The sequence below is a fragment of the Sulfurospirillum sp. 1307 genome, from assembly GCF_054408545.1.
In genome coordinates, this window is sequence record NZ_CP176011.1 from 1,208,309 (window position 1) to 1,220,973 (window position 12,665).

Below are 12,665 nucleotides of genomic sequence, written 5' to 3' on the forward strand. Positions count from 1 at the left end.
AAACATTCAATTCCCAAGCTTTTTTTGAATTTTTTTGAAATTAGAGATATTCTGTTACATACCTTAAAAAGGTAGTTTAATTAAAAAAATTCTTTTAATTCTAAGATTGTTTCAAAAGTTTTTGTAGGATTTTGACTTTTCCCATATCCCCACTCAACAAATAAAAAATCGACTCCAGCATTTTTTGCTGCTGATTCATCTTTTAAACTATCTCCTACTAAAACGGTATTTTCCAAAGGTATAGAGTTGAGATTTGAAATTTTATATATCATATCTGGATTTGGTTTTGGCTTTTCAACCATATTTGCTCCAACTATATAATCAAAAAAATCAAGCATATTTTGATGTTTTAACATATTTACAGCAAATATGTCAAAGGCATTTGTAGCAATACTAAGTGAATAATTTTTCCCTTTCAATTCTTCTAATAATTCATATGCGCCATCATAAGGCTTTACATGCAGATTGGCATTTTCCATGTAGTGTTTGGAAAAAAGCTCTCTATGCTCTTTTTGCCACTCTTTAGTCTCATAAAAAATCTTTGCCAAATTTTGATCTGGTTTATTTATATAATATTCTAAATACTCAGTAGTAACTGGCTCTAAACCTATGGATTCTCGAACATAATTTACACTACATGTAAGAGCATAACTACTATCTAGCAATGTTCCATCCATATCAAATATAATAGATTTAATCATTGTACTTTTAACCCAAGAAGAAGTAAATCTCTATCTTCTCCGTGAATTTTAGCTACACTTGGTAAATTTCCCCACTCTTTGAAACCTAACTTTTTAAATAGCTTCAAACTTGTTGGATTATCAGCAAAAATCAAAGCAATATAGTTTTCAATACCTAAATCACTAGACATATTAATTACCTCTTGTAAAAACTGTTGTCCTAGCTTTTTACCCCTAAAGTTTCTATCGATGTATATATTTATCCTAGCACTTTTTTCATAAGCTTTATGAGGATAAAAAGGCTGAATCGAAACCCAAGCAATTATTTTTCTATGATATTCAATGACTAACATTGGATATTTATCTTTATTGTGTGATTTAAACCAATCAATTTTTTCATCAGCACTTACGATTTCACTATCAGCCGTTGAAATTCCATCTTCTATCGCCTTATTGTAAATATCCACTATTTGAGGTAAATCCGCAATGGTTGCATTTCTAAAAGAGTTAATCATCAAAGCTCCTTTTAAATCTAGTTAATCGATTATAATATAAAAACACTTAGTAAGCTATTATTTGTTTTTCAATATCACTTAATTTTTCGTCTATTGCAAAACAGCTTTTCTCATCACAAGCCAAATATTTATCAATATTTTCTACACTTCTTAATAAAAAAGGATATCTGATAGTAGATATCTCATCTTGATATTTTATGAGATTATTTTTATTTGATTTAAGAACAATATCTCTATTTTTTGAGCGAATTAGCGCTAATACTCCATTTGGTGCATCAAAAGGCACATTTAGGATCGCATTTTTTTGTGCTTTTAGTAAATCTCTAGTTTTTTTCAAAAGTTTTAAATCATAATTTAAATTTGCCTGCGTAAACATAACATGAAATAGTGTGGAAAGTGCAGATACATAGTATTTGTCCTCATATGTTGCAAGTGATTTAAATTTCGTATCATCTAAGAAAAATTTACCTCCTTTGTAAAACTTCGACAAACATTCATCTAAAATATATTTAGAAAGCTTCAAATAAGCCTTGTTATATGTATACATGTAAGAAGTTTGCAAAAGATCAATCAAAAACACATAATCTTCTAAGTAAGCTTTAACTTTTGGTTTATGATTGTTTAAAAAACCATGATATAAATTTCCATTTATATATACCTTTTGTAGTAATTTCAACATAGATTTTTCAGCTTTTAAAGATAAAGTTTTATCAAAATATGATGCTTTAAATAAAGCTTTTATCATTAAAGCATTCCAACTAGTTATAATTTTTTTATCAATAAAAGGAAAATCTCTATCTTTTCTAAGATCTCTTAAAATTTTAAGTGCTTTTTTTAAGTTTTTTGGCTCGTAATCAAAGCCCGTGTTAAATTGAACATTACTTAAAGAGTCCTCAAAATTGCCAATTTCATTTATATCCATGTATTCCATCAACTCTTCATAATTATTAATATTTGCTTTAATAAATTCATTTTTGACTTTAGTATAATCATAGAGATAATACATCCCTTCACCAAGCTTATTATCCGCATCAAGTGCACTAAAATATAAATCATCTTTATTTTTAAATCTCTTTTGGACTAAGTAAATCGTACTTAAAACAATTTCTTTATATTTTTCTTTTGGTTTAACTATATATAATTTTACATATAATTTTACAAGTTCAGCTTGTGTATAAAGCATTTTCTCAAAATGAGGGATAATCCAGTCTGCATAGGTACTATATCTAAAAAAACCACCCTCAACTTGATCATAAATTCCACCATATGAGATAGAATCAGCAGTTTTAAAAACCATATCAAATGCTTCTTTATTGTTATCTAGCAGATATATATCAACTAAAGTATTTAGATGTGTAGGAAGTGGAAATTTTGGAGATTTATCAAATCCATAGTATATTTTATCAAATCTATTTAGAGCCTCTTTTACATAAGTTTTTGATATATCAGATATATTGTTATTTGCAATAGATTTTTCTTTATCAATTGATATTTCATTTTCATGTATAATTTTTTTTACTAACTCTTTTTTATATTGCCAGATATTTGCATACTTTGGAAGTATATAGTCCATGCCTTTAACACCATAATTATCAGTTTTTGGGATGTATGTTGTAATATAAAGTATTTTTTGATTTGGAGTTAAGATAGCAGAAAGAGGCCAACCTTTTCTTTGAGATTTTATTTTTACTAATAAGTCTTGAAAATGTGAATCAATATGAGGCATCTCCTCCTTATCAACTTTTATACTTATATAATTATCATTTAAAAGTTTTGCTATCTGTTCATCTTCAAAGCTCTCTTCTTCCATCACATGACACCAATGACATGTAGAATACCCAATAGATAAAAATATAAGCTTATTTTGTTTTTTTGCCAAATCAAGTGACTTATCACTCCAAGCATACCAATTTACAGGATTATCTGCATGTGATAGCAAATAAGGAGAATGAGAATTAATCAATGAATTTGATGCAAATAGAGTCGTAAAATATATAAAAAAGATTAAAAATTTCATAAAATACCTCGCTTTAGGTATTTTATAGTTTTAACCTTTAATTACTTATTACTCCATCTCCAATCTCATCAAATCAATATCTTCACTAGAAAATACCCCTAAAATATCGAATTTAGAAATATTAAAAATATATATTTTTGATACTATTTTTTTAATTTAAGATACCATTGCAATTAGAATTTATTTTTAACAATAAATTAGTTGTATTTACCAGAGTGTTTCCATTTAAAATATCTTTAGGGCTATCAAGGTACTCTTCTATAGGAGGAAAGTTATCAAGTTCTAATTGTTTTTTGTAAATCCAACCATAAAATTGAAACCATACATCATAAAGATCTTCATAATCACCACAAAACTTTAATTTTGCATATTTTCCTTTTGGTAATATTTTTATTTTCTTTAGATTAATTTGATTTTGTTCATCTTTATTTACAGAAATACAAGCTTCATATCTCATTTTCTCATATTCAGTAATTTTAGGATTATCAAAACATAAACCAAAGTATCTTTTATCTGAAAACTCTAACTCAACCTTATTCAATTCAATTTGAGTAATCAACTTATTCCAAGCTGAAATTGCAGCATCATTATACTCTCCTAAAGATCTATCAAAATATGTATAGATATCTTCTTTGAAATCTATTATTATTGGCTCTGTTTTGAGTTTTTTAATGTATTTCTTCAAATTATTTTCTGTTTCTAGTTTATATTCTCGTGGACTCATATTAAATATTTGCTTAAAAGCTTTATTAAAACTACTAGGAGTTTCGTAACCGACATCAAGTCCTATTTCAGTGATTAAAGAGTTTCTATACATGAGATAATGTGTACTTTGTGCAAGACGGAGTCTTTTAATCATGCTATTAATGTTTTCTCCAGTCTCTTGTTTAAATATTCTAGAAAAGTGAAAAGGACTATAAGATGCTACTTTTGCAATTTCATTTAAACTAAGAGTCTCATGAAGATTTTTTTCAATGTATTCAATAGCTTTTTGGATTGGAGAGTTTTTTGAGGACATCTAGTACACCTTATAGCAAAAATGGAAAAGTTTTTATCTTAGTATAACTGTATAATTGTAAAAAATAAATAAGGAATACAATCTTATGAGAAAATTGGCTTTACTAGGTTTGTTTATATTATCTTTCTATCATATTTTTATATTAGTTGATTTGCTTAGCTATAAATATGTTTGGGGTGGGTATATTAAGGATAAATATTTAATAATTATTTTAGAAACTATTGTATTAATTATCATATACTACTTTATATTTTTTATTATGTACTTAGAAAAGACAAATAAAGCAACACTATATTCAAATATTAGTTTAAGGATAGGAGTTATTATATTTATACTCTCGTTAATTGGAAATATATTAAGTACAAATTGTTTAGAAAAAGTTATTGGTTCTAGCATTGCCATTTTTTATATTTTTTACTTTATATCAGAAATAAAAAAATTAAAGTTGATAAATCAACTACAAAAAATCAAACTAACAAATTAGTATGCGAGGATAAATTATGAATATTGCATTAGCAGGAACAACAGGATATCTTGGAAAATATATTGCACAAGAATTAAATATTAGAGGAATTACACCAAATATATTAACTAGAAGATGGGATAGTAAAATGTCATCTTCAATACAATCAAATCTCGTACACAAGGTAGATTTTAATAACCCTTTAACACTAAATACAAAATTACTGGATATTGATATTGTAATATCAAGCTTAGGTATAACGAGGCAAAAAGATAATTTAACTTACATGGATGTAGATTACAAAGCTAATTCAAATCTTTTAAAAGAAGCTAAAAAAAGTGGAGTGAAAAAATTTATTTATGTATCAGCATTAAATGGTCATAAGTTAAGAGATACTAAGATATTTGAAGCCAAAGAAAAATTTGTAGATGAATTAAAAAATTCAGGGTTAGAATATCTCATTATTAGACCTAATGGTTTTTTTTCAGATATGAAAGATTTTCTAGAGATGGCAAAAAATGGAAAAGTATATTTATTTGGTAAAGGAGAGCAAAAACTTAACCCAATTGAAGGATCTGATTTAGCCAAGTTTATTATTGATTCTATGTATGAGTGTAAAAACCAAGAATTAGAAGTAGGTGGTCCAAAAGTTTACACACATAAAGAAATAGCAGAATTGGCATTTAAAGTGCTTGAAAAAGAAGTAAAAATAACATATATACCAGATTATTTTAGAAAATTACTTTTAAAAGCTTTACCAATATTTTGTAATTCTAAAACATATGGACCTATAGAGTTTTTTTTAAGCGCTATGGGCATAGATATGATTGCACCAAAATTTGGAAAACACTTTTTAGAAGATTTCTACAAAAACAACATAAGGAACGAAAATGAAGATTACAACTAAATACGAGGATCATGTATCCATATTGAAAGAATTAAAATATGATAAAAGTTTTTATGAAGTTAGAAAACCTTATAAAGAGGCATTTCAAAAAATTTATGAAGATACAAAAGAAAAAGGTGTCAGGATTTCAAATGCAAAAGAGTATTTAGATAACCTATCAAAAGAAGAATTATCAACTTTACAAAATTATACAAGACTTGTTCATGAGATAAATGTTGATACATTAAGTAATGAAGGGGCATATAACCTACTTTTAGAGCATTATGAAAAATATGATTTTAACAATGATGGTGTGGTAGAAGATGGAGAGGGAAAAACCATACCTCTCATTCCAGCACATTTTTCAAGTACTGAAAAAAAAGCTTAAGTTAATACTTTTAATTCTATGGAATCTAGCAATATACTATCTATGGCTACATTACTTTTGCCACCAATGAAACTTGTTAATGGAGAGTTAGTTTCTGATCCAAAAAATATGAAATTTGATGATATACAAAAAAGAGTTGAATTAATATTTCTTCCTGAAAATAAAAATAATTCAGCGCAAGCATTTAAAGATAGTGTAAAAATCTTTTGGGAAGAGTTAATGAAAAATCATGCTATGGTATTAAAACAAAAAGCTTATTATATATAGAATAAAAGCATAATATTAATGAAGGTTTAGAGTCCCCTCAAAATAGGGGATACTATTCCATTTCCAATCTCATCAAATACATATCTTCACCATCAATTACTTCAACATCACCACCACATTTTGGGCAAGAAAAGACATTTTGCTCCAAAATGCTTTTTTCATGGCACTTAACACACCGCACCACTAAATCTTGTATATTCATGACAAACTCTGCACCATCACAAATCGTTTTTTCCTTAAAAGTATCAAAAGCAGTTTGTAAAAGATGAGGCTCAACTCCACTTAGTTTACCAATTTTTACTTCTACTTTAGTTATCTTTGTTGCATTATTGTCTTTTGCATTTTTTTCACACATATAAAGTAAATCTTGTACTATTGAAAACTCATGCATCTATATCCATCCTTAATCTTTTTGGTGTACATGTAGGGCAAACTTTATATACAAAATCATATCTTAGTTTATGAAATTCACTATTTTCATTCCAAAACTCTGGATACATTTTTGTAAGTTCCCTCTCCTTACACTCTTCTATATAATATTCATTTTTTTCTAAAAACTCTGCCTTAGAATCCAAAAAATCATAATATTCATCTTCATTAGCAAAAAGATTTTCACAATACTCTTGTAAATTTTTATCATAATTTTTTGTTTCTAAAACTTTATCAATCATACCAATGTTTTTTGCATAACTTGTGCTAATAGGCAAAGCTTCATCTAGTATTTTTTGAGATAATTCTTTGCCTACTCTTTTTGGAAAGCTAAAAGTATGATACTCACTTCCACTAAGTCCCATAGTTTTATAATGAGGATTTAAAACAACTTTTTTTCTAGCTACTACAAAATCACATGCAAGTGCCAAAAAAACTCCACCAGCTCCTGCATTTCCTTTTATAGAAGCTACTGTAACAGTATCTTCACTAAAAATTATCTCTTTTATGAGATTATTCATAGCATTTATATTGCTCCAGCCATCTTCACCTTGTTTTTGGCTATCCTCTAAAATACACAAATGAATACCATTTGAAAAAAAGTTTTCGCCACCTTTTAAAACCAATACATCAACTTCTTCTTTTAGTGTCTCAATAGCATATTTTAATCTTATACACTGAGCCGAACTCATTGCACCATTGTAAAAATCAAAATCCAAATAGCCAATATTTCCTTTTTTTTCAAAAGTTATCTCTTTAAAAGTTTGCAAATTTTTATCAACCCAAAGAGGGATTCTAACTTCTTTAATGCCTTTTAATTTATCTTTTAAAACATAAGTAGCAGGGAGTTTAAAACCATCAATCTCTTTTAAATGACTTATCCAAACTGCACCATCGATAGTTCCTAAACAAATTGCACCATCTCTTTTAGCTAATATCTCTTTTGGTTTTCCTTTTAGTTCTAACTCTTTACAAGCACCAAACAGATAGCATTTAACACCTAAAATTTCATCTAATAATCCTGGAAAATTATCTAGTGAATTTATCTTTTTTATTATAACTTCGCTACTATCTTTTTGCCAATCAATCGAGATATTAAATTTTTTATGAATTGGATTTAAAATTTGAGGTATTTTTTTATCATTTTTTATATTTTCAAAAAGCTCATCAAGTAAATTTAGAGCTAAAGTTGTTTCTTCATTTCTATATATTGAAGCTTTAGAAGTATCTCTTAACTTAAACTCTCCACTAGCGTATATGTCACCGCCATCAAAAAGTTCGTTTGCTCTTAGCCAAACTCCACCCCAGATTTGCTTCTTGTTATATAAAGCCCACTCTATTGAATAAGCTCCTCTATCTCCCCTAATTCCAGGATGAAAAACAAATGTAGGATAAGTTTCATATATATCTTTAGATATAAAATCTTTTAAAAAGGGACAAAGAATAATATCTGGATTAAACTCTTTTATCTCTTTATCTTTAGAGATTGATTTTATATAAGTTACACAAACTTCAAACCCTTTATCTCTTAGGTTAACATAAACACCTTGAGATAAAGAGTTGAAAGAAGTTACTAAAAGCAAGACTCTCAAACTAACAAATCCTTGGAAGTAATTCACCTGTTGGCATATCTAAAAATCTTTTTGTTCCCCACTGGCTAAATAATAAAACTTTTTTCTTATGTTCACCACCAACTTTTCCTATTTCACAAGCCATTTTATTATTTTCAAAAGTTTTTAAAATTTCTAAAGTTTTATCTACATCTTTTTTATCTAAGACAAGAACAAATGTTCCTTCATTTGCCAGAGCACTAGGCTCAAATCCTAAAAGTTCGCAAATTCCATTTACTTCATCACAAACTGGGATTTTGTCTTCTTGTATCTCTATACAAACATCACTTGCTTTTGCCCATTCGTTTAAAACTGCAGCTAATCCACCTCTAGTGGCATCTCTTATCTCTTTTGGTTTGATTCCAGCTTCAAAAAGAGCCTCTATCATTGGCCAAAGTGAAACACAATCACTTTTTAAATCACTTTGTATATCAATGCCCTCTCTAGCAGCGTATATGGTAGCACCATGTCTTCCTATATCTCTTGAAACAACAATCACATCTCCATCTTCTAAATTTGAAGCACTAATACCTTGTTGTTTTACAATTCCAACTGCAGAAGTATTGATAAAAAGACCATCAACACTACCACGAGGTACTACTTTTGTATCACCTGCTACAACTTTTGCACCATTATTTTCTAACTCTTTTTTTATGCTTCTTACGATTTTTTCTAGGTTTTTAAACTCAAACCCCTCTTCTATCATCATAGCTAATGTAACATATGTAGGTTTTGCTCCCATCATAGCTAAGTCATTGCAAGTTCCACAAATTGAGAGTTTTCCAATATCACCACCATTGAAAAAAAGTGGGCTTATAGTAAAACTATCTGTTGTAAAAGCTAGTTTTCCATCTTCTATGATACAAGCATCTTCACTCTTTACTAAATACTCATTTTTTAAATGTTTATAAAAAACACCTTCTATTAATTCATTATTTTCTTGCCCACCATTTCCATGAGCTAAAGTTATAGTTTTCATTTTAAAACACCACCATATTTATAATAAGCTGCACATGCACCTTCACTACTTACCATACAACTACCTATTGGTTTGCTAGGTTTACATGCTTTTCCAAAAACTTGACACTCTGTAGGTTTTGCCATGCCCCTTAGTATATCACCACAAATACAGAGTTTATGATCTTCTATTTCACCTTTGGGTAAAACATCATCATATATTTTTTCAGCATCAAGATGAGCATATTCATCTCTTAGTTTTAATCCGCTCTTTGGAATATTTCCTAAACCTCTCCATTTAAAAAGCTCTCTTTTATCAAAATATTTATCGATAAGCTTTTGAGCTACAACATTTCCCTCATAACTCACACTTCTTTTGTATTGGTTTTCAAGTTCTGCTCTTCCTTCATTGATTTGACGAACAATCATCAAAAGCCCTTCCATCACATCAACAGGCTCAAATCCAGTTACAACAACTGGTCTTTTATAATCTCTTGGAAACATTTCATAAATTTTTGAACCAGTTATTACGCTAACATGACTTGGACCAATAAAAGCATCAATTCTATTATTGTAACTATCTACATGCCTATCTCTACTATCTAACAACTCTTTCATAACTTCGGGAACTGTTACGTGATTTATGTGAAAATAAACATTCTTAATCTCTTTTTTTACAATATGATCAATTAAAGCAGCTGTCATTGGAGTTGTTGTCTCAAACCCTATGGCAAAAAATATAATCTTTTTATCTGGATTATCCTGCGCGATTTTTAAAGTATCCATAGGAGAATATACAAATCTTACATCCGCACCTTTACTTCTAGCTTGTGCCAAACTTCCGTGGCTTCCTGGTACTTTTATCATATCTCCTAGAGTAACCAATATCACATCAGGTTGTTGAGATAGTATGTAGGCATGATCAATTCTCTCTTTTGGCATAATACAAACTGGACATCCTGGACCATGAATAAATTCAATAGCATCAGGTAAAATTTGGGGTAAACCATATTTCATGATAGTATGAGTATGCCCTCCACAAACTTCCATAACCCTAACTTTTTTTGTAGCTTCTTGATTGATTAATTTAGCTAGAGCCTTCATATGCTCAGGGTTACGAAATATTTTGAACATATCAAGTTTGTCTTGTTGCATAATTCATATCTCCCTCTTCTTCGTCTATCTCTCCACTTTCCATTTGAGCAACAATTTCTTCATAAATCCGAATACTCTCTAGGGCTTCTTCTTTACTGATTTTATTCATAGCAAATCCAACATGGATAAGAACATAATCTCCAATATCCACTTTTTCATCAATTAAATCTAAAGTAACTTGCCTTTGAACACCCATTGTATCAACAGTTGCAACATTGTTTTCATCAATTTCAACTACTTTTGAAGGGATTGAAAGACACATTACCTTAACTCCTTCTTCATTTTTAAATAATTAACCCACTTATCAATTCCTTTTCCACTTTTAGAATCGATTTCAATAACATCTACTTTTGGATTAAGTTTTCTTGCCTCTTTTATGGCTTTTTGAACATCAAAATCAAAATGAGGCAATAAGTCAGTTTTTGTTATAAGTAAAACATCTGCAACTCTAAACATTACAGGATATTTTGCTGGTTTATCATCTCCTTCAGGAACAGATAAAAGAACTACATTGAAATGAGTTCCAACATCATATGAAGCTGGACAAACTAAATTACCAACATTTTCAACAAACACAACATCTAAACCTTCAATTGGCATATGATGAAGTCCATCATGAACCATATGAGCATCTAAATGACATGCCTGACCTGTTGCAATTTGGTGAGCTGGAGCTCCTTTTGCTTTAATCCTATCTGCATCTTGGTTAGTTTCTAAATCACCCTCAATAACTCCTAACTTTATGCCACCTTGTTCAATAGTAGCTTCCAAAAGTGTAGTTTTACCAGCTCCTGGGCTACTCATTAAATTAACTGCTAATACACCATGATCTTCAAAATGAGCTCTATTATGAGCTGCTTGAGTGTCATTAACATCTAAAATCTTAGTTATTACTTCTATAGTTTTTGGATCATTTAATTGAGGATTTGGATGCTCCTCATTGTGATGGTGATGATGATGACCATGGTCATGAGTATGAGTTGTTATACTACATCCGCAATCTTTGCACATATTCTTGTCTCCTATTTTTAAAATATTGTTCTGATGAGAGAAATGGAACAAATTAGGAGTATTATAGAAAAAAAAATTAAAATCAGATATAAAAAAAGCATTTTCTTAGATACTTTTGGGAAAAATACTATATGAATTTTGAAAATTGTCCATTTTGTGGTGAAACTAAATTATACAAAGTATCAAAAAACTCTTTTAAATGCTCAAAATGTGCTAAAAAATTTAGCCATACTAAACTTAAAAGAGATTATGAGGTATTAAAATATTTTATAGAAGATTTTAGTGCTAAAAAATGTAGTGAAATTTTGAAGGTAAACTATAAAACAGTAAAAGAAAGATATGATGATTTTCGAAAAATAATCGCTCTACATGTAGAAAACATTTACCTAAATAATCACAAAGAATTTACTGAATATGATGAATACTACTTTTTACCTAAAAATAAAAGAGGAAAAGTAAAATATCTTTTCGACTCTATTGGAATCTTAGGTCAAGTTTATGAAGATAAAGTTTATACTATTCTCCTTCCAGAACAATTTGCACATTTAAAGAATGAAAATTTAAATAAAGAAATCAATCTAGTATATATGAAAGAGTATTCAAAATATTTAAATAGATATAAAATAGTACATTTTGAAAAATTTGATAGTATTATTTTGAAGTTTTGGGCATACTTAGAGAATAGACTTGATAAGTATAAAGGTATTAGTAAAGACAAATTTGCATACTATCTCAAAGAGAGTGAATTTAAATTTAACTATACAAAAGAAGAACAACTAAAAATAATTTGGAATTTATGGTTAAAATACAAATAGGGATAGGAGCTAAAATTTAGCTCCTATGATGTAAACTATGAAGCAGGGATTGCAGCTTCAACTAGCTTACAAAACTTTACGCCTTTCAATCCTGTAATCTTTTGAGCAAATGTTTTTATTTCATTTACTGGACCTTGAACCATTATAGTTTCAAGACAATTATCGTGATCTACATGTACATGAGTATTACACATGATATTGATTTTTGCATCATGTTGAATTGTTAAAATTTTATCAACTAATTCATTTTGATGATGAGTATAAATCATTGTTAAAACTCCGATAACTTCAGAGTTGTCATCTTTCCAACTATCTTTAACAAGTCTCTCACGAATCAAATCACGAGTATATTCACTTCTTGAAGCATATCCTTGCTCACCAACTTTTTTGTCTAGCTCTGCTAGTAATTTCTCAGGTAGTGAAACACTAAACCTTATCACATTGTTATCCATAA

General features: G+C 28.8%; 15 protein-coding genes. 4 read left to right on the forward strand and 11 right to left on the reverse strand.

Going from position 1 to position 12,665, the window contains the following annotated elements; genetic code table 11:
- Nucleotides 1-80: 80 nt before the first annotated feature.
- The 4 genes from ACKGJI_RS06165 to ACKGJI_RS06180 all read right to left on the reverse strand — a co-directional run bounded on the left by ACKGJI_RS06165 (nt 81) and on the right by ACKGJI_RS06180 (nt 4,230).
- Nucleotides 81-701 carry an HAD family hydrolase gene (locus ACKGJI_RS06165; protein ID WP_458699406.1) on the reverse strand — a complete coding sequence of 207 codons (621 nt, stop codon included), beginning with the start codon at nt 699-701 and terminating at the stop codon, nt 81-83.
- On the reverse strand, nt 698-1,195 hold the full coding sequence (locus tag ACKGJI_RS06170) for an N-acetyltransferase family protein (protein WP_458699408.1): 498 nt from the start codon (nt 1,193-1,195) through the stop codon (nt 698-700). The genes ACKGJI_RS06165 and ACKGJI_RS06170 overlap by 4 nt, the downstream gene beginning before the upstream one ends.
- Nucleotides 1,196-1,241: 46 nt before the next feature.
- Nucleotides 1,242-3,212: a thioredoxin domain-containing protein gene (locus tag ACKGJI_RS06175; RefSeq protein ID WP_458699410.1), complete on the reverse strand. Its 1,971-nt coding sequence runs from the start codon at nt 3,210-3,212 to the stop codon at nt 1,242-1,244.
- 151 nt (nt 3,213-3,363) lie between these two features.
- Entirely contained in the window at nt 3,364-4,230 is an 867-nt protein-coding gene (locus tag ACKGJI_RS06180) for an AraC family transcriptional regulator (RefSeq protein ID WP_458699412.1), read from the reverse strand.
- A gap of 500 nt (nt 4,231-4,730) precedes the next feature.
- Here ACKGJI_RS06180 and ACKGJI_RS06185 point away from each other — a divergent pair, with 500 nt between their 5' ends.
- From ACKGJI_RS06185 to ACKGJI_RS06195, 3 genes are read left to right on the forward strand one after another with little or no spacing between them, the layout of a single operon-like run.
- Complete coding sequence (locus tag ACKGJI_RS06185; RefSeq protein WP_458699414.1) at nt 4,731-5,600, forward strand: SDR family oxidoreductase; 870 nt, start codon at nt 4,731-4,733, stop codon at nt 5,598-5,600.
- The gene (locus ACKGJI_RS06190) at nt 5,584-5,967 is read left to right on the forward strand and encodes a hypothetical protein (protein ID WP_458699416.1); all 384 of its coding nucleotides are present in this window, start codon (nt 5,584-5,586) and stop codon (nt 5,965-5,967) included. Before ACKGJI_RS06185 ends, ACKGJI_RS06190 begins: the two co-directional genes overlap by 17 nt.
- Before the next feature lie 42 nt (nt 5,968-6,009).
- Nucleotides 6,010-6,234 carry a hypothetical protein gene (locus ACKGJI_RS06195; protein WP_458699417.1) on the forward strand — a complete coding sequence of 75 codons (225 nt, stop codon included), beginning with the start codon at nt 6,010-6,012 and terminating at the stop codon, nt 6,232-6,234.
- Nucleotides 6,235-6,286: 52 nt separating this feature from the next.
- On the opposite strand, the gene hypA is transcribed toward ACKGJI_RS06195, so the two are convergent.
- The 6 genes from hypA to hypB are packed head-to-tail and all read right to left on the reverse strand — an operon-like array spanning nt 6,287 to nt 11,396.
- Nucleotides 6,287-6,625 (reverse strand): hydrogenase maturation nickel metallochaperone HypA, encoded by a 339-nt coding sequence (hypA, locus tag ACKGJI_RS06200; protein ID WP_458699418.1) that lies wholly within the window; start codon nt 6,623-6,625, stop codon nt 6,287-6,289.
- Nucleotides 6,618-8,255 (reverse strand): enoyl-CoA hydratase-related protein, encoded by a 1,638-nt coding sequence (locus tag ACKGJI_RS06205; RefSeq protein ID WP_458699419.1) that lies wholly within the window; start codon nt 8,253-8,255, stop codon nt 6,618-6,620. Before ACKGJI_RS06205 ends, hypA begins: the two co-directional genes overlap by 8 nt.
- A 1-nt stretch (nt 8,256) precedes the next feature.
- Nucleotides 8,257-9,252 (reverse strand): hydrogenase expression/formation protein HypE, encoded by a 996-nt coding sequence (gene hypE, locus ACKGJI_RS06210; RefSeq protein WP_458699420.1) that lies wholly within the window; start codon nt 9,250-9,252, stop codon nt 8,257-8,259.
- On the reverse strand, nt 9,249-10,385 hold the full coding sequence (gene hypD, locus ACKGJI_RS06215) for a hydrogenase formation protein HypD (RefSeq protein WP_458699421.1): 1,137 nt from the start codon (nt 10,383-10,385) through the stop codon (nt 9,249-9,251). The genes hypE and hypD overlap by 4 nt, the downstream gene beginning before the upstream one ends.
- Entirely contained in the window at nt 10,366-10,647 is a 282-nt protein-coding gene (locus tag ACKGJI_RS06220) for a HypC/HybG/HupF family hydrogenase formation chaperone (RefSeq protein ID WP_458699422.1), read from the reverse strand. Before ACKGJI_RS06220 ends, hypD begins: the two co-directional genes overlap by 20 nt.
- Entirely contained in the window at nt 10,647-11,396 is a 750-nt protein-coding gene (gene hypB / locus ACKGJI_RS06225; RefSeq protein WP_458699423.1) for a hydrogenase nickel incorporation protein HypB, read from the reverse strand. Before hypB ends, ACKGJI_RS06220 begins: the two co-directional genes overlap by 1 nt.
- Before the next feature lie 131 nt (nt 11,397-11,527).
- Here hypB and ACKGJI_RS06230 point away from each other — a divergent pair, with 131 nt between their 5' ends.
- Nucleotides 11,528-12,211, forward strand: coding sequence for a hypothetical protein (locus ACKGJI_RS06230; protein WP_458699424.1), 684 nt, complete (start codon nt 11,528-11,530; stop codon nt 12,209-12,211).
- A 35-nt stretch (nt 12,212-12,246) separates the two neighbouring features.
- On the opposite strand, the gene nikR is transcribed toward ACKGJI_RS06230, so the two are convergent.
- Nucleotides 12,247-12,663: a nickel-responsive transcriptional regulator NikR gene (gene nikR / locus ACKGJI_RS06235; protein ID WP_458699425.1), complete on the reverse strand. Its 417-nt coding sequence runs from the start codon at nt 12,661-12,663 to the stop codon at nt 12,247-12,249.
- Nucleotides 12,664-12,665 lie beyond the last annotated feature (2 nt).

Coding starts and splice junctions, on each gene's coding strand:
- hypB (WP_458699423.1), bottom strand. CDS start 11,396: ATGTGCAAAGATTGCGGATGTAGTATAACAACTCATACTCATGACCAT.
- ACKGJI_RS06220 (WP_458699422.1), bottom strand. CDS start 10,647: ATGTGTCTTTCAATCCCTTCAAAAGTAGTTGAAATTGATGAAAACAAT.
- ACKGJI_RS06170 (WP_458699408.1), bottom strand. CDS start 1,195: ATGATTAACTCTTTTAGAAATGCAACCATTGCGGATTTACCTCAAATA.
- ACKGJI_RS06165 (WP_458699406.1), bottom strand. CDS start 701: ATGATTAAATCTATTATATTTGATATGGATGGAACATTGCTAGATAGT.
- hypE (WP_458699420.1), bottom strand. CDS start 9,252: ATGAAAACTATAACTTTAGCTCATGGAAATGGTGGGCAAGAAAATAAT.
- hypA (WP_458699418.1), bottom strand. CDS start 6,625: ATGCATGAGTTTTCAATAGTACAAGATTTACTTTATATGTGTGAAAAA.
- ACKGJI_RS06185 (WP_458699414.1), top strand. CDS start 4,731: ATGAATATTGCATTAGCAGGAACAACAGGATATCTTGGAAAATATATT.
- ACKGJI_RS06180 (WP_458699412.1), bottom strand. CDS start 4,230: ATGTCCTCAAAAAACTCTCCAATCCAAAAAGCTATTGAATACATTGAA.
- hypD (WP_458699421.1), bottom strand. CDS start 10,385: ATGCAACAAGACAAACTTGATATGTTCAAAATATTTCGTAACCCTGAG.
- ACKGJI_RS06195 (WP_458699417.1), top strand. CDS start 6,010: ATGGCTACATTACTTTTGCCACCAATGAAACTTGTTAATGGAGAGTTA.
- ACKGJI_RS06230 (WP_458699424.1), top strand. CDS start 11,528: ATGAATTTTGAAAATTGTCCATTTTGTGGTGAAACTAAATTATACAAA.
- ACKGJI_RS06175 (WP_458699410.1), bottom strand. CDS start 3,212: ATGAAATTTTTAATCTTTTTTATATATTTTACGACTCTATTTGCATCA.
- ACKGJI_RS06190 (WP_458699416.1), top strand. CDS start 5,584: ATGAAGATTACAACTAAATACGAGGATCATGTATCCATATTGAAAGAA.
- nikR (WP_458699425.1), bottom strand. CDS start 12,663: ATGGATAACAATGTGATAAGGTTTAGTGTTTCACTACCTGAGAAATTA.